A 19,673-nucleotide genomic window follows, 5' to 3' on the forward strand; every position below is an offset into this window, starting at 1 on the left:
ACAGAAGTACGGCTCGACATCGCGCAGACGCCGAAGGGACACTGCGCGGTGCACGACACGCACCGATGAGACCGGCTCGAGGACATGAGCCGGGGGCTCCGGCCCCCGGAGTGTGGAGAGTCGTCGTGACAGTTCCCCAGGGCATGGATCCGCAGACCGGGACGCAGGGCGGCGTCCACCGCCGTGTCCAGCACGGCTCCTCGGATCCGGCCGATCAGCTCCTTCGCACCTACGTCCTGGACACCTCGGTGCTGCTGTCGGATCCGTCCTCGATGTTCCGGTTCGCGGAGCACGCCGTCGTGCTGCCGATCGTCGTCATCAGCGAGCTCGAGGGCAAGCGCAACGATCCCGAGATCGGCTACTTCGCCCGGCAGGCCCTGCGCCGCCTCGACGAGCTGCGCGTGCAGCACGAGCGCCTCGACTTCCCCATCGCCGTCGGCCGCGGCGGCACGCTCCGCGTCGAGCTCAACCACTCGAACATGTCGGTGCTGCCGAGCGGGCTCCAGATGGGCGATAACGACGCGAGGATCCTCGCCGTCGCGCTCAACCTGCAGAGCGAGGGCGCCGCGGTCACCGTCGTGTCCAAGGACATGCCGATGCGCGTGAAGGCCGCCTCCATCGGCCTCGCGGCCGAGGAGTACCTGGCCGAGCAGGCCCCCGAGTCCGGTTGGACCGGCATGGACGACGTGACGCTCGGCGGCGACGCGATGAGCGAGCTCTACGACCGCGAGCGGCTCTTCACGGACGTCGTGGCCGACATCCCGGTCAACACCGGACTCGTCGTCCACTCCGACCGCGGCTCCGCTCTCGCGAGGGTCACCGGCAAGCGGCAGATCACGCTGGTCCGCGGCGACAAGGACGTGTTCGGCCTGCACGGGCGGTCGGCGGAGCAGCGGCTCGCGATCGACCTGCTGCTCGACCCGGAGGTCGGCATCGTCTCGCTCGGCGGCCGGGCCGGCACCGGCAAGTCGGCGCTGGCGCTCTGCGCGGGCCTGGAGGCGGTGCTGGAGAAGCGCCAGCACAAGAAGATCATGGTCTTCCGGCCGCTCTATGCGGTGGGCGGCCAGGACCTCGGCTTCCTGCCCGGCGACGCGGCCGAGAAGATGAACCCCTGGGCGCAGGCGGTCTTCGACACGCTCGGGGCGCTGGTGTCGCAGAACGTGCTCGACGAGGTGATCGAGCGCGGGATGCTCGAGGTGCTGCCGCTCACGCACATCCGCGGGCGCTCGCTGCACGACGCGTTCGTGATCGTCGACGAGGCGCAGTCGCTGGAGCGGAACGTCCTGCTCACGGTGCTCTCGCGCGTCGGGCAGAACTCCCGGGTGGTGCTGACCCACGACGTGGCGCAGCGCGACAACCTCCGGGTCGGCCGGCACGACGGGGTCGCCTCCGTGATCGAGACGCTGAAGGGCCACCCGCTGTTCGCGCACGTCACGCTGACCCGCTCCGAGCGCTCGGCGATCGCCGCTCTGGTCACCGAGATGCTGGAATCGAACGAGCTCGCCTGACGGGCTCGCTGTGCGTCCGGTCCGTGGGATCCGAGGATCCCCGGGCCGGGCGCGTCCCTGCAGGGCACCGGGGCGTAGCGTGGACGGGTGAGCATCCTCGACGACGCGCTCCTCGAGCGCTTCCGCACCCGCGCGGCCGACTACGACGAGCGCAACGCGTTCTGCGCGGACGACCTGGAGGAGCTGCGCTCGATCGGGTACCTGGCGCTGCTCGTCCCCGAGGAGCTCGGCGGTGCCGGCCTCGGCCTGGAGCAGGCGGCCGCCGAGCAGACGCGCCTCGCGACGGCCGCTCCCGCGACCGCGCTCGCCGTCAACATGCACCTGGTCTGGACCGGGATCGCGCGAATCCTGCTCGAGCGGGGCGACGACTCCCTCCGCTCGGTCCTCGTCGACGCCGCGGCGGGTCACGTCTTCGCCTTCGGCAACAGCGAGGCGGGCAACGACCTGGTGCTCTCGGACTCACTGACGCGGGCGGAGCCGCTCGGGGACGGCGGCTACCGCTTCACCGGAACGAAGGTCTTCACCTCCCTCGCGCCCGCCTGGACGCGGCTCGGCGTGTTCGGCCGCGACGACAGCGGGTCGGAGCCACGGCTCGTGCACGGCTTCGTGCACCGTGAGAGCCCGGAGTCTCCGGTCGCCGGGCTCGAGGTCCGCGACGACTGGGACACGCTCGGCATGCGGGCGACCCAGAGCCGCACGACGGTGCTCGACGGCGTCGTCGTACCGGCCGAGCGGATGATCCGCTCGCTGCCCGTCGGACCGACCGCCGACCCCTTCGTCTTCGCCGTCTTCGCGGCCTTCGAGCTGCTGATCTCCTCGGTCTACCTCGGTGTCGCGCAGCGCGCGCTCGAGCTCGCCGTCGCCTCCGTCCGCCGACGGACCTCCCTCCGGGCGGGAGGGCGGCCACTGGCGGAGGACCCCGAGGTGCGGCACCGGGTGGCTGAGGCCGGGATGCTGCTCGACGGGCTCGAGGCGCCCCTGCGCACGGCGGCGGCCGACGTGGACGCGCTCGTCGACCGCGGTGCGCGCTGGTTCCCCTCGCTGGTCGGGGTGAAGATCCGCACCACGGAGGGAGCGCTCCGCGTGGTCGAGAGCGCCGTCCGGATCGCGGGCGGGTCGGCGTACCAGCGCAGGTCGGAGCTCGGCCGCCTCTACCGCGACGTGCTCGCCGGGCAGTTCCACCCCTCCGACGACGCGTCGGCGCACGGCGCCTGGGCGTCGCTCCTGCTGGGACCGCTGCCGCCGCACGACTGAGGCCGGGATGGGAACCGCCGCCGCCCGAGCACGCCGGCGGGCCGCCCTGTGGAGAACTCCGACGCCCCGAGGGCGTCGCCCCCTAGTCTCGGCGGATGCTCCGCGGATCTCTGCTCGACCGGGCCGCCCTGCTCCTCGGCGCCCTGGTGCTCCTCCTGATCGGGGCCCCGCACCTCGGTCGGGCGCCCGGCCTCGTCCCGGTGGCGATCGTGAGCGTGCCGCTGGTGCTTGCAGACGTGCGAGGGCACAGGCTCCCGAACGATGTTACGCTCCCGCTGCTGGTGGTCGGAGCCGTCTTTGCGCCCACTGAGGCGACGCTTGACGCCGTGCTCGCGACGGTGCTGTGCCTGGGCGTGCTGCATGCGGCGGGCGGGCTGGGCCTCGGCGACGTGAAGCTCCAGGCGGCCCTCGCACCGCCGCTCGCGGCTCTCGGACCCGAGCAGGTCGTCGCCGCGCCCGCTGTCGGCTTCGCGGTGGCAGGGCTGTGGGTGCTCGTGCTGCGCGTCCGCGGACGGGTCGCGTTCGGACCGTTCCTGCTCACGGGGTTCTGGCTGGTGCTCTGACGGCCCGCCTCCGCGCCGAGCGCAGGGACGGGCCGTCGGAGGGCCGGGCTCAGCCGGGGTGGGTCATCGACATGACGTCGAGGGCGCTGTCGAGCTGCTCCTCCGTCACCTCGCCGCGCTCGACGAAGCCGAGGTCCACGACCGACTCGCGGACGGTGATCCCCTTGGCGACCGAGTTCTTCGCGACCTTGGCGGCGGCCTCGTAGCCGATCACCTTGTTGAGCGGGGTGACGATCGAGGGGGAGGACTCGGCGAGGGCGCGGGCGTGCTCGACGTCGGCCTCGAGGCCGTCGACGGTCTTGTCGGCGAGCCGCACGGCGGAGTTCGCGAGCAGGCGGATCGACTCCAGCAGCGCCGTCCCCATGACGGGGATCGCGACGTTGAGCTCGAAGGCACCCGAGGCGCCTGCCCAGGCGATGGTGGCGTCGTTGCCGATCACGCGCGCGCAGACCATGAGGACGGCCTCCGGGATCACCGGGTTCACCTTGCCGGGCATGATCGAGGATCCGGGCTGGAGGTCGGGGATCCGCAGCTCTCCGAGGCCGGTGTTGGGGCCGGAGCCCATCCAGCGGAGGTCGTTGTTGATCTTGGTCAGGCTCACCGCGAGCACGCGCAGCGCTCCGGAGGCCTCGACCAGCGAGTCCCGCGCGCCCTGGGCCTCGAAGTGGTTGCGGGCCTCGGTGACGGGAAGGCCCGTCTCCTCCGCGAGGCGCGCGATGACCTTCTGCGGGAAGCCGGCGGGGGTGTTGATCCCGGTGCCGACCGCGGTGCCGCCGAGCGGGACCTCGGCGACGCGGGGGAGCGCCGACTGCACGCGCTCGATGCCGAGGCGGATCTGCGCGGCGTAGCCGCCGAACTCCTGGCCGAGCGTGACGGGGGTGGCGTCCATCAGGTGGGTGCGGCCGGCCTTGACGACCTCGGCCCACTGCTCCGCCTTGACCTCGAGCGACTCGGCGAGCTGCTCGAGAGAGGGGATCAGCGACTCGATGAGCGCGCCGGTGACGGCGACGTGGACCGAGGTGGGGAACACGTCGTTGGAGGACTGCGAGGCGTTAACGTGGTAGTTCGGGTGCAAGGTGCGGCCGAGGGCCGTGGTCGCCAGCGAGCCCAGCACCTCGTTCATGTTCATGTTCGAGGACGTGCCCGAGCCGGTCTGGTACACGTCGATCGGGAAGTGCGCGTCGTAGCCGCCCCCGACGACGAGGTCGGCCGCGTCGGCGATCGCCGTGGCGATGTCGGCGTCGAGCACGCCCAGCTCGGCGTTGGCCAGCGCCGCCGCCTTCTTGATGCGGGCGAGGGCCGCGATCTGGGCAGGCTCGAGGCCCGCACCGGAGATCGGGAAGTTCTCGACCGCCCGCTGGGTCTGCGCGGCGTAGAGGGCGTCGCGGGGGACCCGCACCTCGCCCATCGTGTCGTGCTCGATGCGGAAGTCGCCGGAGTCGTCGGTCGGGGAGTGATCCACCACGCTGTGTTCGTCCTTGTCTGATCGGTTGGTGCTGTGCTGTCCGGAGCCGCTCACGCGGGATCCGATCCCACCGCGCTCGGAGCGGCGGCGGAGGAGGCCGAGCCGGAGTCGCGCTCCAGCTCGGAGACGTAGGGGCTGAGCTCGGGCGGATCGATGCCGAGCACGACATCGGACATCACGGTGCCGTCCGAGAGCCGGTAGTTGGCGCCGACGAGAGCGAGCCGCCCGGTCGCGACAGCGTCGGCGATCAGCGGGGAGCGCTGGAGCAGCTCGGCGACCGTGTCGCGCAGGTGCTCGCGGCCGACGGCCAGCGCGTCGGTCGCCGACGGGTCGACGAGCACGCGGCCGTCCGGCTGGGCGCCCACGAGGCGGCGCACCGCGGGGATGATCGGCTCGATCAGGTGCTCGATGTGCGGGGGGAGCCGCTCGGCGCCGGGCGCCTGCGACTGGATCGCCGCCCGGACCGCTCCGCACTCGTCGTGGCCGAGCACGAGCAGCACCTTCACGCCGAGGACGGCGACACCGTACTCCAGCGAGCCGATGATGGAGTCCGCGATCACCTGGCCGGCGTTGCGGACGACGAAGAGGTCGCCGAGCCCCAGGTCGAAGATGATCTCGGCCGCGAGGCGGGAGTCGCTGCAGCCGAAGAGCGCAGCGAGCGGGGCCTGCGCGGCGGCGAGCTCGGCGCGGCGCTCGACGTCCTGGCGGGGGTGGCGGGGCTCGCCGGCGACGAAGCGCTGGTTGCCGCGGAGCATCTCCTTCCAGACCCACGCCGGCGGGCGGGACTCGCGGGGGACGGTGCTGCTGGTTCCGAGGCTCATCGGGACTCCTCCTGGCCGATCTGCGGGGTGATGGCGTCGACGACCAGGCGGATCTCGTCCGTCGGGGCCGTGCCGTAGACGAGGTAGGTGCTGGAGCCCTCCGTCGTCTCGAGTGCGTAGGGCGTGTTGCCGGTGTCGTCGCCGGAGTCGCGGTGGTCGTAGACGGTCCAGTCGCGGCCGTCGATCGTCTCGACGCCGGTCGCCGCCCGGCGGTCGAGCTGCGTCGCGACCCAGGCCGCGTCCGCGTCGAGCCCCTGGCTCAGGCCGATGTAGCCCGCCTTCGGGGTGATCAGGCCGACGTACCAGTAGTCGGTGCCGTTCTCGCGGCGGAGCTCGGCCGCGTTGGCCTTCCAGCCGTCGGGCAGGGAGGGCACGGCGAGCGTCTGCTCCTCGCCCAGCTGGACCTGTGCGGCGACGCGGGGGACGTCGACCGAGGAGAGCTCCACGGTGTCGCCGCGGGGGACGAGCAGGACGATGAGCGCTACGGCGCCGACGGTCGCGAGCAGCGAGAAGACGAGGTTGTTGACCGTCTTGCGCTGACGGTAGAGCCGGGAGTTCTCGGCCTTGCGTGCGGCCGTCTCGGCCGCCGTCTCCGGGCGCCCGAGCTCGGCGACGACCCGCGCGGCCTTCGCGCGGCTCATCCGGCGGCCGCCCCTCCGGAGCGGGCCGCGTCCAGCCGGGCGCGTGCTCCGATCAGCCACTCCTCGCAGCGGGCGGCGAGGGCCTCGCCGCGCTCCCACAGGGCGAGCGAGCGCTCGAGGGTGGAGCTGCCCTGCTCGAGCTCGGACACGACGCGGACGAGCTCGTCGCGCGCCTGCTCGTAGGAGAATCCCGAGACGTCGGAGTCGGTCGCCGGGGCGTCGGGGGAGTCGGGCATGGGTCTGATCCTATCGATCGGGGCTGAGGGGGGACGGGTGGCGCGGCGGGCTCAGGACCGGCCGGCGGGATCGCCGGTGGGCCCCTCGGAGCGGGCGCCGACGGCCCCCTCCGCGAGCGTGAGGACGAGTGCGCCGCCGGCCGGTGCGTCGCCGGGTGCCCGGACGACGTGCCCGGCCGCGTTCTGGACGATCGCGTAGCCGCGGTCGAGGGTGTGCTGGGGGGAGAGGGCGCGCAGGTGGCCGTGCAGGCGCTCGACCTCGAGGTGCGCGCGCTCGAGGCGGCGGTCCACCAGCTCGGCGCCGCGCGCGACCCAGCGGGTCAGCTCCTCGGCGTGCCGGTCGACCAGCACGTGCGGCTGGGCGAGCACCGGCCGCGAGCGCAGCTGCGAGAGCCGGTCGATCTCGTGCGAGACGAGCCCGCTCACGCGGCCGGTCATCCGCAGCCGGGCCTGCTGCACGCGCAGCAGCTCGTCGGAGACGTCGGGCACGACCCTCTTCGCGGCGTCGGTGGGAGTGGAGGCGCGCAGGTCGGCGACGTCGTCGAGCAGCGGGCGGTCGGCCTCGTGGCCGATCGCGCTGACGACCGGAGTGGAGCAGGCGGCGACGGCGCGCACGAGCGCCTCGTCGCTGAAGCCGAGCAGGTTCTGGAAGTCGCCGCCTCCGCGGGCGATCACGATCACGTCGATGCTGTCGTCGGCCTCGAGGGTCCGCAGGGCCGAGAGCACCTCCGGGACCGTCCGGTCGCCCTGCACGGCCGAGTGGACCACCCGGAAGCGCACGGCCGGCCAGCGCAGCTGCGCGTTCCGCAGCACGTCCTTCTCGGCGTCCGAGTCCTTGCCGGTGATGAGGCCCACGCCGTGCGGGAGGAACGGCAGCGGCTTCTTGCGGGAGGCGTCGAACAGCCCCTCCGACGCGAGCTGCCGGCGGAGCCGCTCGAGCTTCTCGAGCAGATCGCCCAGGCCGACGTGGCGCATCTCGAAGACCTGCATCGAGAGCGTGCCGCCCTTGACCCAGTAGTTGGGCTTCACCAGCGCGATGACCCGATCGCCCTGCTTGAGGTCGGCCGGGAGGCGGCTCCGCACCGACGACCAGACGGTGAAGCCGACCGTCGCGTCTCCGGACAGGTCCTTCAGCTTCCCGTAGACGTTGCCGCCGGACGCGCCCCACTGGGTGATCTCGCCCTCGACCCACGCGGTCCCGAGGCGCTCGATCCAGCCCTTGATCTTGCTGGCGAGCAGGCCGACCGGCCAGGGTGCGTCGGCGGTGGGTGGGGCGTCGGTCATCGCTGCCTCTGCTCGGAGGGACGGGGGGGAGCGGGAGTGCCCTCCCGCGACGACAACGGTACGGGACGGGTCCGACACCGGGACGGCCCGGGCACAGGATGCACCACGTAGAATCAGGGGGTGAGCCAAGTCCCGATCAGCCTGCCCATGCCGCGCATGCCCCGCGCCACAGGGCGTCTGCGCGACGTCCCAGTCGAGGGCCGCAAGCGCGTCCTCCTCGCCGCGCCCCGCGGCTACTGCGCCGGAGTCGACCGCGCGGTCGTCGCCGTCGAGAAGGCCATCGAGCACTACGGTGCCCCGGTCTACGTGCGCAAGCAGATCGTGCACAACGTGCACGTCGTCTCCACGCTCGAGAGCCAGGGCGCCATCTTCGTCGACGAGGTCGACGAGGTGCCCGAGGGATCGCACATCGTCTTCAGCGCGCACGGCGTCTCACCGGCGGTCGTCCAGGGCGCGGCAGACCGCAATCTCCAGGCGATCGACGCGACCTGCCCCCTGGTGACGAAGGTGCACCGCGAGGCCGTCCGCTTCGCGCGCGACGACTTCGAGATCCTCCTCATCGGCCACGAGGGCCACGAAGAGGTCGAGGGCACCGCGGGCGAGGCTCCCGATCACGTCACCCTCGTCGGCAGCCCCGACGACGTGCCGAACATCGTCGTGAAGGACCCGGACAAGGTCGTCTGGCTCTCGCAGACGACGCTCTCGGTCGACGAGACGATGGAGACGGTGCGCCGTCTCCGCGAGCGCTTCCCCAACCTGCAGGACCCGCCGAGCGACGACATCTGCTACGCCACGCAGAACCGCCAGGTCGCGATCAAGAAGGTCGCCGCGGGCGCCGAGCTGGTCATCGTCGTCGGCTCCGCGAACTCCTCCAACTCCGTGCGCCTCGTCGAGGTCGCCCTCGAGTACGGCGCGAAGGCCGCCTACCGGGTCGACTACGCGAGCGAGATCAAGCAGGAGTGGCTCGAGGGCATCCGCACCGTCGGCGTCACCAGCGGCGCCTCGGTGCCCGAGGTGCTCGTGCAGGAGGTCCTCGACGACCTCGCCGCCGCCGGGTACGGCGATGTCGAGGAGGTCAAGACGGCGGAGGAGGACCTGATGTTCTCGCTCCCCAAGGAGCTGCGCAAGGACGTCGCCGGCAAGCGCGACGCCCGCGGCGTCGGTGGACGCATCAGCGCGGGAGCGGGCGCCTAGAGCGTTCCGGCCCGGACACGGAAGAGGCCGCCCTCCCTCGGGAGCGGCGGCCTCTTCCGTGTGCGGTGGAACGGGGATCGACGCTAGACGTCGGTGCCGGCGCCGCCCTGCGAGCCCGACATGCGCGTGACGTACTCCGCGAACGTCGGGTCGCCCAGGATGGCGATCGCCGCGACGATCAGGGAGAGCAGCACGGTCGCCGCGATCCCGAGGATCGGGACGAGCACGGCGCGCTTGCCGGCGCGGAGCCGCCGGATCGAGATCCACACCGCGAAGGCGACGATCAGCGACTGCGCGAGCGCCACCACGACGCCGAGGATCCGTGCGAGCTCCGGCGACGCGTAGGTGCCGATGCCCTGGGAGCGGTAGAGCTCCTGGAGGGTCGTCGCGAAGCTCGAGGGATCGAGCAGCGTCGGCACGGCGAAGAACACGCCGAGCGCGAGCAGCACGATCGTGAGCAGGCGGTCGACGGGATGCGCGACCGGCTTCGCGGCCGGAGCGGTCGCGGGCCTCGGATCGGTCTCCGACCCCCGCGGGTCGGGGACGACCACGGCGTCCTCCGGCGGCTGCCACGACCAGCCGGGCGGCGCGTACTCGCCGTACTGCGGCTCCGGACGCCTGTCGCCCGGCTGATCGTGTGCGTTCGTCACGGAGCGGTGCCCTACTTCCCGGAGTTCCCGGCCGAGCCGAGCTGACGGGTCGCCTCGGCGACGCGCGCGGCCATCGCGGTCTCGGCGATCTTGCCCCACGAGCGCGGGTCGTAGACCTTCTTGTTGCCGACCTCGCCGTCGACCTTGAGGAAGCCGTCGTAGTTCTTCAGCACGGTGTCCGCGACGGAGCGGCTGAACGCGTACTGCGTGTCGGTGTCGATGTTCATCTTGACGACGCCGTTGCGGACCGCCTCGGCGATCTCCTCGTCGGTCGAGCCCGAGCCGCCGTGGAAGACGAGGTCGAGGGGGAGCGCGCCGGTGCCGTACTTCGCCTGCAGGCCGTCCTGGATCTCGCGGAGCAGCTCCGGGCGCAGGCGGACGTTGCCCGGCTTGTAGACGCCGTGGACGTTGCCGAAGGTGAGGGCGGCCATGTAGCGGCCCTGCTCGCCGAAGCCGAGGGCCTCGACGGTCGCGATCGCGTCGTCGAGCGTGGTGTAGAGGTGCTCGTTGATGTCGTGCGAGACGCCGTCCTCCTCGCCGCCGACGACGCCGATCTCGACCTCGAGGATGGCGTTGATGTTCTTGACGCGCGGGAGGATCTCCTTCGCGATGGCGAGGTTCTCGTCGAGCGGGATCGCGGAGCCGTCCCACATGTGCGACTGGAAGAGCGGCTCGCGACCGGCCTTGACCTCCTCCTCGGAGGCGGCGATCAGCGGGTAGACGAAGCCCTCGAGCGCGTTCTGCGGGCAGTGGTCGGTGTGGAGCGCGACCGTGACCGGGTAGTTCTTGGCGACCTCGGTCGCGAACCTCGCGAAGGCGATCGCGCCGGCCGCGCGGTTCTTCACGGTGTGGCCGGCGAAGTAGTCCGCGCCTCCGGTGGTGACCTGGATGATGCCGTCCGAGCCCGCCTCGGTGAGGCCCTGGAGGACCGCGTTGATCGTCTGCGACGACGAGACGTTGAACGCCGGGTAGGCGAAGCCGCCCGCCTTCGCCTTGTCGAGCATCTCTGCGTACTGGTCCGGGGTAGCGACGGGCATGGCATCTCCTTTGACGGATGAACGAAGGGGGGTCGGGCGAGGCCCGCGTCGCGGACGAGTCTAGCGAGGCGCCCCTCCGCGGTCCCTCCGCCCGTGGAGGGCCCTGGACTAGGCTTCGGGCAGGGATGGGGATCCGCTCCGCGGGTCCTGCGACGACGTGCACGAACTCGACGACGAAGGACTCCGCTCTGTGACCGACAACGCCTCGCTCTACCTCCACCCCGACCGCAACCTCGGCATGGAGCTCGTCCGCGCCACCGAGGCCGCCGCGATCCGCGCCGTGCCCTTCATCGGCAAGGGCGACAAGAACGCCGCCGACGGCGCAGCGGTCGATGCCATGCGCACCTTCCTCGGGACCGTGAACTTCGACGGAGTCGTCGTGATCGGCGAGGGCGAGAAGGACAACGCGCCCATGCTCTTCAACGGCGAGCACGTCGGCAACGGCTCGGGGCCCGCCGCCGACATCGCCGTCGACCCGATCGACGGCACCTCGCTGACCGCCGCCGGGCGCCAGAACGCGCTCTCGATGATCGCCGTCGCCGACCGCGGCGCGATGTTCGACCCCTCCGCCGTGTTCTACATGGAGAAGATCGTCACCGGGCCCGAGGGCGTCGGGATCATCGACATCCAGCGCCCGATCGGCGAGAACATCCGCGCCCTGGCCCGCGCCAAGCGCAAGCCCGTCGAGGAGATGCGCATCGCGGTGCTGGACCGCCCGCGCCACGCTCAGCTGATCGAGGACATCCGCGCGGCCGGAGCCGGCACGCGCCTCCTGCTCGACGGCGACGTCGCGGGCGGCATCAACGCCGCTCGCCACGACTCCCGACTCGACATGTGCGTCGGCACCGGAGGCACGCCCGAGGGCATCATCACGGCCTGCGCCATCCGCGCGCTCGGGGGAGTCATCCAGGGCATCCTCCGCCCGAAGGACGACGACGAGCGCCAGCGTGCCATCGACGCCGGGCACGACCTCGACCGCGTGCTCCACCCCAACGACCTCGTCCCCAGCGACAACACCTACTTCGTCGCGACCGGAGTGACGAACGGCGGACTCGTGAAGGGCGTGCGCAAGGAGGGCCACGTCATCACGACGGAGTCCATCGTGCTGCGCTCCCGCTCGGGCACCATCCGCCGCGTGACCGCCCAGCACCTCGCGGAGAAGTGGGTCTAGGCCGTCACGCTCTCTCAGAGACGCCGCACTGCTGCCGAGGCGCCGCACCGCTGACGGCGCACTCGTCGAGTGCGGCGGCGTCTCGGCGTGCAGGACGCGGAAGGACACCGGCCTCGGTCACCGAGGCGAGCGGGCGGGGCCGCGGCGGGTCTCGAGACGCCTCGCGGGCGCTCCTCCGCCGAGCCGCGGAGGCGGAGCGCCGGCGCGAGCTGCGGTCGTCCGGGTGTCGAGCCGGATGGACGGCGCCGCTCGCGCGCGGCCTGCACGCCCGATGCTCGCTCAGCGGGGACCCGGGGCCCTACGCGCTCCGCTCGGACTCGTCCTCCGCGGCGAGCAGCTCGACGGCGGTGAGGCGGCGCGGCGAGGAGGCGACTCCTCCGACCGGGGCGATGACGCGCGACTCGTCGAGGGAGTCGAACTGGCGCGCGGTGACCAGCACGCGGCTCTCGAGCGAGCCGGCGAAGGCGTTGTAGGAGTCGACCGTCTTCTCGAGCGAGCGGCGCAGGCCCTCGGCGTGGTCGGCGAGGGTGCCGAGACGGGCGTAGAGCGTCTTGCCGAGGTCGAGCAGGCGCTTGGCGTCGTCGGTGAGCACGTCCTGCTGCCAGGTGTAGGCGACGGTCTTCAGCACCGACCACCGGGTCACCGGCGAGGCGAGGGCGACGCGCTTGCGGAACGCGTACTCGAGCAGGCTCGGGTCGGCGTCGAGCGCGCTCGCGAGCAGCGGCTCGCTCGGCACGAACGCGATGACGAACTCGGGGCTCGCCGGGAGGCCGGTCCAGTAGGAGCGGGCGGCCAGCGCGTCCACGTGGCCGCGGAGGGCGCGGACGTGCGCGCGCAGGAGCCCCGCACGCCGCGCCTCCTCCTCTCCGCCGGCGCCCGCGGGGATCGCGCTCGCCTCCAGGTACGCGTCGAACGGCACTTTGGCGTCCACCGCGATCGCCTTGCCGCCGGGCAGGCGGACCACCATGTCGGCGCGGCCGCGGCCCGCCTCGCCCTCGAGGCCGAACTCCACGTCGAAGTCGACCCGCTGGGTGAGCCCGGCGGCCTCGACGACGTTCCGCAGCTGCGTCTCGCCCCAGGCGCCGCGGCTCGTGGTGGAGCGGAGCGCGGCCGCGAGGGTCTCGGTCGTCGAGCGCAGCTGCTCGCCCGCCGCCCGCTGCCCCTCGAGCTGCTCGGTGATCGCCCCGAACTGGGCGGCGCGCTCGCGTTCGAGCCGGCCGACCGCCTCCTGCATGCCGCGCAGGCTCTCGGCGACGGGGGAGAGGGTCTGCAGGATGCGCGCGTCGTGCCGCTCGCGCTCGGCGACGACGCGCAGCTGCTCCTGGAGCTCGCGGATCTGGTCGCGGGCGGAGCCGAGGTGCTCGCGGTGCTGCTCGACGACGGCCTCGTGCCGCTCCTCCAGGCCCTCAGCGCGGGCGCGGGCTGTCGCGAGGTCGAGGGCGAGGGCGGCGTCGGGCGTGCGGGAGCGGGCGAGGAGGACGGCCACGACTCCCGCGAGGAGCGCGCCGACCACCAGGCCGAGGGCGAAGGAGAGATCCATGCCGCCGATGACACCACGCACTTCCGACATCGATCGATCGACGCGCCACGACCACCGAACGAGGGCCAGGACGCCCTGCGACCGCCTCGTAGACTTCGCGATCATGGGGAATCACCACCGCTCATCGCGCCTGCTCACGGTCGCGCTCGCTCTCGCCGTCGGGCTCGGCACCGCCCTCGTCCCGATCACCTCCGCCTCGGCCGCCGAGGACGCGCCGTCGACCGTCTCGGTCGAGACCGGCGCTCTCGACGCGTCCCTCGACCGCGCCGACCTCGGCGTCCCGGACCAGTCGACGCAGTACAGCGCCGAGGAGACGAAGAGCTTCCGCGCCGGCTTCATCGTCAGCGACGCCCAGTTCTTCGACGGCGACGCGCTGAGCACCGGTCAGGTGCAGTCGCTCCTGAACGAGAAGGGCAGCCGGTGCTCCACCGCCGGCACCGCCCCCTGCCTCAAGAACTTCTCGCAGGCGACGCCGTCCAAGGCGGCGGACGCGATGTGCGGCGCCTACCAGGGCTCCGGCAGCGAGTCGTCGGCCTCGATCTTCACGCGCGTCGGCCTGGCCTGCGGCATCAACCCGCTCGCCCTGGTCGTGCTCGTGCAGAAGGAGCGGAGCCTCGTCACCGACACGACGCCGAGCCCCGAGGACTACGCCAAGGCGACCGGCTACAACTGCCCGGACACCGCGGCGTGCGACCCCGGCTCGGCGGGCTTCTTCACGCAGGTCTACAGCGCGGCCCGCCAGTTCAAGCGCTACGCCAACCCGCCCGGCTCCGGCTCGAACTTCACCACCTACGCTCCGGGCACGACGCCGAACGTCGCCTACTACCCGAGCACCGCGTGCGGCTCCTCGCCGGTCACCATCCGCAACCAGGCCACGGCCGACCTCTACTACTACACGCCGTACCAGCCCAACGACTACGCGCTCACCGGCTCCGGCAACGCGGCCTGCGCGACCTACGGCAACATCAACTTCTGGTACCTCTTCAGCGACTGGAACCCGAACGGCACCCTGGCCAACGCCGGGATCGCCCCCGCGGGACGCGTCGACGCCCCGCGCATCTCGGGCAGCACGCTGAGCGTGTCCGGCTGGGCCGTCGACCCGACGACGCAGCAGGCCGCGCTGACCACGACGGTCACGGTGACCGGCCCCGACGGCACCCGCACGGTCCGCACGCAGACCGCGAACGGCGACCGCGGCGACATCCCGGGCGAGTACTCCGTCGCCGGCCGCGCCCACGGCTTCGGCGCCACCACGCCCGTCTCGGCACCCGGCACCTACCAGGTCTGCGTCTCCGCCGACTCCGTCGACTGGAACCGCTGGGTCGGCACGGGCGACTCCCGGGGCCCCGGCCGGAAGGATCTCGGCTGCTCGTCCGTGAGCACGTCGGCCGGGATCGACGTCTTGCGTCTGGCCGGCACCGACCGCCAGGGCACCGCCGTCGCGATCTCGAAGGCCGTCTTCGGCCCGAACGTCCCCGTCGTCTACATCGCGACCGGCGCGAACTTCCCCGACGCGCTGAGCGCCGCCCCGGTCGCGGCCAAGCAGAAGGGTCCGCTGCTCCTGGTCGACCGCGACTCGATGTCGCAGCCCGTTCGCGACGAGCTCAGCCGGCTCAAGCCGGCGAGGATCGTCGTGGTCGGCTCCCCACTGAGCGTCGGCGACGGCCTGCTGAACCAGCTGAGGTCCTACTCGCCGGCGGTGGACCGCATCGGAGGGAAGGACCGCTACGACACGTCCAGGCTCATCATCCAGAGCGCGTTCCCGAGCGGCTCGTCGCGCGCCTGGCTCGCCACGGGCGAGAAGTTCCCCGACGCGCTCGGCGCGAGCGCCGCAGCCGGCTCGGTGAACGCTCCCGTCGTCCTCGTGAACGGCACCGGCAGCACGGCCGACGCCGTGACGAAGGGCATCCTCTCGAAGCTCAAGGTGCAGAACCTCACCATCGCGGGCAGTCCCCTGTCGGTGAGCGAGGGGATCAAGAACTCGCTTCCGGTGCCGACGATCACCCGCATCGGCGGAGTCGACCGCTACGACACCTCGGAGCAGCTGAACCGGGCCGCCTTCTCGAGGGCCAAGACCGTGTTCCTGGCGACGGGCGAGAATTTCCCCGACGCCCTCGCCGGAGCCACGGCGGCGGGCTACTCGAACAGCCCGCTGTTCGCCGTGCCGACGAACTGCGTGCCCCGCGCCGTCCTGACCGACATCGCGAAGTCGGGAGCTCAGCGGGTCGTCCTCCTCGGCGGTCCCACCACCCTCTCGGAGGACGTCGCGCGGCTCACCCCCTGCGGCTGATCGCCCGCGACCCCGCCACTAGCGTGGAGGGATGACCCCGACCGCACCGTCCCCGACCGGCCTCCGACGCCGGCGGGGCGGTGCGGTCGTCGTCGTCGCGGCGCTGGTGGCGCTCCTGCTGGGAGGCTCCGTCGACGGCACGCGCCTCGCCGCGGTGCCGTCCGAGCCGCAGACCGTCCGGCTGTGGACCTTCCTCCAGCCGGGCCCCGTCGCGGCCGACTTCGACCCGGGCGACCTGATCTCCGACGAGGTCTTCTTCGACGGCGACGGGCTCGGACCGCTCACGGTGCAGGCGTTCCTCGACGCCCGCGTCCCCGACTGCGCGGGCGGGCCGGTGCCGTGCCTGCGGGACTACGCCGAGGACACCGCGGCGATCACGGCCGACGAGCAGTGCGACGCGCTGCCCGCCGGACGCGACGTCCCGGCCGCGGAGATCATCACCTCGGTCGCCGGCGCGTGCGACGTGAATCCGGCCGTCCTCCTGGTGCTGCTGCAGAAGGAGCAGTCGCTCGTGACCGATCCGGAGCCGAGCGAGCGGCAGTTCCGCAGCGCCACGGGCTACGGCTGCCCGGACACCGCGGACTGCGACACGGACTCCTACGGCTTCGCCGCGCAGGTGTACGGAGCGGCGTGGCAGTTCCAGCGCTACCGGAATCCGGACTCGAGCTTCGACTGGTACCCGGTCGGCGCGGCCAGCGACGTCCGCTACTCCCCGGACGAGTCCTGCGGCACCGCCCCGGTGACGATCGCCAACGCGGCCACGGCGGGTCTCTACTACTACACGCCGTACCAGCCGAACGCGGCGGCGCTCGCGAACCTCTACGGCGAGGGCGACGACTGCTCGGCCTACGGGAACCGGAACTTCTGGCGCATCTTCAGCACCTGGTTCGGCGACCCCCGCGGCTGAGCCGATCGTCTCGAGCAGACTCGGCATGACGGACGTCAGGCGGCGGCGGGAGCCTTCGGGCGCAGGCGCTTCACGGAGACGCCGGCCAGCTCGCCGAGCTCGGCCATGCTCGCGGCGCCGTGCCGCCGGGCCGCGTGCACGACGATCGCGGCGCACGCCTCGGCATCGGCCGACGCGTCGTGGTGGCGGAAGTCCTCGAAGCCCGCGGCCATGGCGACGACGGGGAGGCGGTAGGAGTCGAGCTCGTACGTCTTGCGGGCGAGCTGCAGCGAGCAGAGGTAGTCGTACTCGGGGTGCTCGAGGGAGGTCGCCGCGCAGGCCGCGCGGATGACGCCCATGTCGAAGCCGGCGTTGTGCGCGACGAACACGTCCTCGCCGGCGAAGGCCGCCAGGTCGGCGAACTGGTCGACCCAGGAGGCGGCGGCGTGCACGTCGTGCTTGCGGATGCCGTGGATCCGCGTGTTCCATTCGAGGAAGTCGTCGTACCCCAGCGGCGGGCGGATGAGCCAGCCGGCGCGGTCGACGACGCGGCCGTCGCGGACCTTCACGAGCCCGACGGAGCAGGCGGAGGCCCCATGCGAGTTGGCGGTCTCGAAGTCGATGGCGGTGAAGTCGATGGGCACGCTCCAGCCTCTCACGCACCTCCGACGCCGCAGGGAGCGTCGCGCGCGCGTCGCCCCGAGCGGGCGGGAGCACCCGCCGGCCGCGGGCGGGCGCCTCCCGTTCCTCCGCGCCCCGCCCGCCCGGCCCTTCCGCCGCCACGCCGTAGGATGGATGCCCGTGGCTCTCACTATCGCAATCGTCGGTCTCCCCAACGTCGGCAAGTCGACGCTCTTCAACGCACTGACCAAGAACACGGTGCTCGCGGCGAACTACCCGTTCGCGACGATCGAGCCGAACGTGGGTGTGGTGAACCTGCCCGATTCCCGCCTCGAGGTGCTCGCCGGGATCTTCGGCTCCGAGCGCATCCTCCCGGCGCCCGTCTCCTTCGTCGACATCGCCGGCATCGTGCGCGGCGCGTCCGAGGGCGAGGGCCTGGGCAACAAGTTCCTCGCGAACATCCGCGAGGCCGACGCGATCGCGCAGGTCATCCGCGGCTTCGAGGACTCAGACGTCGTCCACGTCGACGGCAAGGTCGACGCCGCCAGCGACATGGAGACGATCAACACCGAGCTGGTCCTCGCCGATCTCCAGACCCTCGAGAAGGCCGAGGCCCGCTACGAGAAGGAGCTCAAGGGGCGGTAGATCGCGCCGATCGTGGTCGAGACCGCGTAGAAGGCGCGCGAGTTCCTCGGCCAGGGCAAGCCGCTGTCGGCCTCCTCGATCGATCTGGAGCCGATCCGCGAGCTGGGCCTGCTGACCGCCCAGCCCTTCATCTACGTCTTCAACGTCGACGAGGCCGTGCTGACCGACGACGCCCGGAAGGCCGAGCTCGCGGCCCTGGTCGCGCCGGCGGAGGCGATCTTCCTCGACGCGAAGATCGAGTCCGAGCTGATCGACCTCGACGAGGCCGACGCGGCCGAGATGCTCGAGTCGACCGGCCAGACGGAGTCGGGCCTCAACCAGCTCGCGACCATCGGCTTCGACACCCTGGGCCTGCAGACGTACCTCACGGCCGGCCCGAAGGAGACGCGCGCCTGGACCATCGGGAAGGGCTGGACCGCGCCCCAGGCCGCCGGTGTCATCCACACCGACTTCCAGAAGGGCTTCATCAAGGCCGAGATCATCTCGTTCGACGACCTCGTCGAGACCGGCTCGATCGCCGAGGCCCGCGCGAAGGGCAAGGCCCGCATCGAGGGCAAGGACTACGTGATGCAAGACGGCGACGTCGTGGAGTTCCGCTTCAACGTGTAAGACGGCCGCGCTCGGCTCGAGGCGCCCGGTTCGCTCGGATCCCCGGATCCGCGAGCCGGGCGCTTCTGCACGGAGGTGCGGGATCGCCGACCCCGGGAGTCCGACACGAGGCCGGTCACGTCCGCGGACGTCCGCTCCGCCCGTCAGTTCAGCACGTCCCCGATCAGCCAGCTCGACAGCCCGACGAGGGTGCAGACGCCGACGACCACCCAGGCGACGGTCCGGCGGAGCGAGCGGGAGACCGCCTCCGAGCTGCGGGGAGTGGGACGCAGCGGCGGCGTGTACGCGGGCGGGACGGAGTAGGTCCGGGCCGGCGGGAGGAGTCGGGGGAGAGTGACCGGACGGCCGTCGACCCACTCGGCGGGCAGCTCCACGGCCTTCGCGGCCTGCAGCGTGAGCTCGACCTTCAGCGGGGATCCGCGGAGGGAGGCGTAGGCGGCGGCGGTGAGGCCGAGGCTCGCGAGGTGGCGGAGGGTCGGGGCGAAATCCGCCGAGAGGGTCGGGGAGAGCTCGCCCACCCGCTCGCCGTCGAGACGGAGCTCGACGAGGTCGCCGGCCGGGTGCAGGGTCACCAGCAGCAGGCCGCGGCCGCTCGCCGGAACGACCGTCGAGAGGCGGGCGAAGTGCTCGTCCTCGCGCAGGACCGGCAGGCCCCGCGACCAGGGGAGGATCGAGTGGCGCTCGACGGGCGGCTCGTTGAGCGGCACGAGCAGCTCGGGGGCGACAAGGGCGACGCGGAGGACGGCCCGCAGGCCCTCCTCGCCGTTCTCGACCCGGAGGCGCGCGGTCGTGACGGGGCCCGCTCCACCCCCCCCGACCCGGCCGAGAGCGGCCCGGTGGGCGGAGGCGTTCGGCAGGTAGCCGAGGACGCGGCCGCCGACCCGGACCGAGACGGCGTCGAGGCCGGTGGGGTGGTCGGGCTCGGGGATCAGGTCGACCTCGAGGGTCCGCTCGTCGATCTCGCCCTGCTCGAGCGAGCGGCCGATCAGATCGGCGATCTCCTCGATCCGCTCGGCCTCGGCGAGGGCGTCCACGCTCGGGGTGCCGTCGGCGTTCGGGAGGCGGTAGACGACGCGCTCCGTGGCGGAGGTGACGGGTGCGTCCCGCACCACCGCGTCACTGTCCTGCGCGGAGCGGCGCGCTCCGGTGAACCGCCTGCCGTCCCACCAGCGCATCTCGGCCGCATCGGCCTCGTCGCGGTACCAGCCCGCGGGCGCACCCTCGTCCATCGACACCCCCTTCCTCCGGCGCACGAGTC

17 protein-coding genes and 1 pseudogene are annotated in these 19,673 nt (G+C 72.4%); 8 read left to right on the forward strand and 10 right to left on the reverse strand.

Annotated features, from left to right (window positions below):
• Positions 1–143 precede the first annotated feature (143 nt).
• From C5C33_RS01005 to C5C33_RS01015, 3 genes are all read left to right on the forward strand, one after another.
• Complete coding sequence (locus C5C33_RS01005) at positions 144–1,508, forward strand: PhoH family protein (protein ID WP_104224423.1); 1,365 nt, start codon at positions 144–146, stop codon at positions 1,506–1,508.
• A gap of 87 nt (positions 1,509–1,595) precedes the next feature.
• Positions 1,596–2,762 (forward strand): acyl-CoA dehydrogenase family protein, encoded by a 1,167-nt coding sequence (locus C5C33_RS01010; RefSeq protein WP_104260177.1) that lies wholly within the window; start codon positions 1,596–1,598, stop codon positions 2,760–2,762.
• Between the two features lie 95 nt (positions 2,763–2,857).
• Positions 2,858–3,325 (forward strand): prepilin peptidase, encoded by a 468-nt coding sequence (locus C5C33_RS01015; protein WP_104260178.1) that lies wholly within the window; start codon positions 2,858–2,860, stop codon positions 3,323–3,325.
• Between the two features lie 49 nt (positions 3,326–3,374).
• On the opposite strand, the gene C5C33_RS01020 is transcribed toward C5C33_RS01015, so the two are convergent.
• From C5C33_RS01020 to xseA, 5 genes are read right to left on the reverse strand one after another with little or no spacing between them, the layout of a single operon-like run.
• A complete protein-coding gene (locus C5C33_RS01020) occupies positions 3,375–4,790 on the reverse strand; it encodes an aspartate ammonia-lyase (protein ID WP_104260179.1) in 1,416 nt (471 codons plus the stop codon).
• A gap of 50 nt (positions 4,791–4,840) precedes the next feature.
• Positions 4,841–5,611: a carbonic anhydrase gene (locus C5C33_RS01025; protein WP_208543312.1), complete on the reverse strand. Its 771-nt coding sequence runs from the start codon at positions 5,609–5,611 to the stop codon at positions 4,841–4,843.
• Positions 5,608–6,252 carry a DUF4245 domain-containing protein gene (locus tag C5C33_RS01030; protein WP_104260147.1) on the reverse strand — a complete coding sequence of 215 codons (645 nt, stop codon included), beginning with the start codon at positions 6,250–6,252 and terminating at the stop codon, positions 5,608–5,610. The genes C5C33_RS01025 and C5C33_RS01030 overlap by 4 nt, the downstream gene beginning before the upstream one ends.
• Positions 6,249–6,488, reverse strand: a complete 240-nt coding sequence (locus C5C33_RS01035) for an exodeoxyribonuclease VII small subunit (protein ID WP_104224418.1) — start codon at positions 6,486–6,488, stop codon at positions 6,249–6,251. Before C5C33_RS01035 ends, C5C33_RS01030 begins: the two co-directional genes overlap by 4 nt.
• A gap of 51 nt (positions 6,489–6,539) precedes the next feature.
• Complete coding sequence (gene xseA, locus C5C33_RS01040; RefSeq protein WP_104260146.1) at positions 6,540–7,772, reverse strand: exodeoxyribonuclease VII large subunit; 1,233 nt, start codon at positions 7,770–7,772, stop codon at positions 6,540–6,542.
• Between the two features lie 147 nt (positions 7,773–7,919).
• Between xseA and C5C33_RS01045 the strand changes: the two genes are divergently transcribed.
• Entirely contained in the window at positions 7,920–8,966 is a 1,047-nt protein-coding gene (locus tag C5C33_RS01045) for a 4-hydroxy-3-methylbut-2-enyl diphosphate reductase (RefSeq protein WP_104224416.1), read from the forward strand.
• Positions 8,967–9,049: 83 nt separating this feature from the next.
• Here the strand turns inward: C5C33_RS01045 and C5C33_RS01050 are convergent, their stop codons facing one another.
• Positions 9,050–9,616: a DUF6264 family protein gene (locus C5C33_RS01050; protein ID WP_104224415.1), complete on the reverse strand. Its 567-nt coding sequence runs from the start codon at positions 9,614–9,616 to the stop codon at positions 9,050–9,052.
• Between the two features lie 11 nt (positions 9,617–9,627).
• Positions 9,628–10,653, reverse strand: a complete 1,026-nt coding sequence (gene fbaA, locus C5C33_RS01055) for a class II fructose-bisphosphate aldolase (protein ID WP_104224414.1) — start codon at positions 10,651–10,653, stop codon at positions 9,628–9,630.
• A 238-nt stretch (positions 10,654–10,891) separates the two neighbouring features.
• On the opposite strand from fbaA, the gene glpX reads away from it, so the two are divergent.
• Positions 10,892–11,824, forward strand: a complete 933-nt coding sequence (glpX, locus tag C5C33_RS01060) for a class II fructose-bisphosphatase (RefSeq protein ID WP_104260237.1) — start codon at positions 10,892–10,894, stop codon at positions 11,822–11,824.
• A gap of 298 nt (positions 11,825–12,122) precedes the next feature.
• Here glpX and C5C33_RS01065 read toward each other — a convergent pair whose 3' ends face one another.
• Complete coding sequence (locus C5C33_RS01065; RefSeq protein ID WP_219814926.1) at positions 12,123–13,364, reverse strand: DNA recombination protein RmuC; 1,242 nt, start codon at positions 13,362–13,364, stop codon at positions 12,123–12,125.
• A gap of 103 nt (positions 13,365–13,467) precedes the next feature.
• Between C5C33_RS01065 and C5C33_RS01070 the strand changes: the two genes are divergently transcribed.
• Entirely contained in the window at positions 13,468–15,654 is a 2,187-nt protein-coding gene (locus tag C5C33_RS01070) for a cell wall-binding repeat-containing protein (protein ID WP_104260181.1), read from the forward strand.
• A 31-nt stretch (positions 15,655–15,685) separates the two neighbouring features.
• A complete protein-coding gene (locus tag C5C33_RS01075) occupies positions 15,686–16,561 on the forward strand; it encodes a hemagglutinin (protein ID WP_104260143.1) in 876 nt (291 codons plus the stop codon).
• A gap of 35 nt (positions 16,562–16,596) precedes the next feature.
• Here the strand turns inward: C5C33_RS01075 and C5C33_RS01080 are convergent, their stop codons facing one another.
• Positions 16,597–17,184 carry an exonuclease domain-containing protein gene (locus C5C33_RS01080; protein ID WP_104260182.1) on the reverse strand — a complete coding sequence of 196 codons (588 nt, stop codon included), beginning with the start codon at positions 17,182–17,184 and terminating at the stop codon, positions 16,597–16,599.
• Positions 17,185–17,341: 157 nt separating this feature from the next.
• Between C5C33_RS01080 and ychF the strand changes: the two are divergent.
• Positions 17,342–18,415 (forward strand): annotated as a pseudogene (gene ychF, locus C5C33_RS01085) (redox-regulated ATPase YchF).
• A gap of 143 nt (positions 18,416–18,558) precedes the next feature.
• On the opposite strand, the gene C5C33_RS01090 reads toward ychF, so the two are convergent.
• Entirely contained in the window at positions 18,559–19,644 is a 1,086-nt protein-coding gene (locus tag C5C33_RS01090; protein ID WP_104260183.1) for a DUF2510 domain-containing protein, read from the reverse strand.
• Positions 19,645–19,673 lie beyond the last annotated feature (29 nt).

The sequence above is a fragment of the Rathayibacter sp. AY1H3 genome (assembly GCF_002932015.1).

Bases quoted from the DNA above. Each gene is read 5' to 3' on its own strand.
- C5C33_RS01045 (WP_104224416.1), top strand. From the start codon at position 7,920: ATGCCGCGCATGCCCCGCGCCACAGGGCGTCTGCGCGACGTCCCAGTC.
- C5C33_RS01015 (WP_104260178.1), top strand. From the start codon at position 2,858: ATGCTCCGCGGATCTCTGCTCGACCGGGCCGCCCTGCTCCTCGGCGCC.
- C5C33_RS01070 (WP_104260181.1), top strand. From the start codon at position 13,468: ATGGGGAATCACCACCGCTCATCGCGCCTGCTCACGGTCGCGCTCGCT.
- C5C33_RS01090 (WP_104260183.1), bottom strand. From the start codon at position 19,644: ATGGACGAGGGTGCGCCCGCGGGCTGGTACCGCGACGAGGCCGATGCG.
- C5C33_RS01065 (WP_219814926.1), bottom strand. From the start codon at position 13,364: ATGGATCTCTCCTTCGCCCTCGGCCTGGTGGTCGGCGCGCTCCTCGCG.
- glpX (WP_104260237.1), top strand. From the start codon at position 10,892: ATGGAGCTCGTCCGCGCCACCGAGGCCGCCGCGATCCGCGCCGTGCCC.
- fbaA (WP_104224414.1), bottom strand. From the start codon at position 10,653: ATGCCCGTCGCTACCCCGGACCAGTACGCAGAGATGCTCGACAAGGCG.
- C5C33_RS01025 (WP_208543312.1), bottom strand. From the start codon at position 5,611: ATGAGCCTCGGAACCAGCAGCACCGTCCCCCGCGAGTCCCGCCCGCCG.
- C5C33_RS01035 (WP_104224418.1), bottom strand. From the start codon at position 6,488: ATGCCCGACTCCCCCGACGCCCCGGCGACCGACTCCGACGTCTCGGGA.
- C5C33_RS01075 (WP_104260143.1), top strand. From the start codon at position 15,686: ATGACCCCGACCGCACCGTCCCCGACCGGCCTCCGACGCCGGCGGGGC.
- C5C33_RS01030 (WP_104260147.1), bottom strand. From the start codon at position 6,252: ATGAGCCGCGCGAAGGCCGCGCGGGTCGTCGCCGAGCTCGGGCGCCCG.
- xseA (WP_104260146.1), bottom strand. From the start codon at position 7,772: ATGACCGACGCCCCACCCACCGCCGACGCACCCTGGCCGGTCGGCCTG.
- C5C33_RS01005 (WP_104224423.1), top strand. From the start codon at position 144: ATGGATCCGCAGACCGGGACGCAGGGCGGCGTCCACCGCCGTGTCCAG.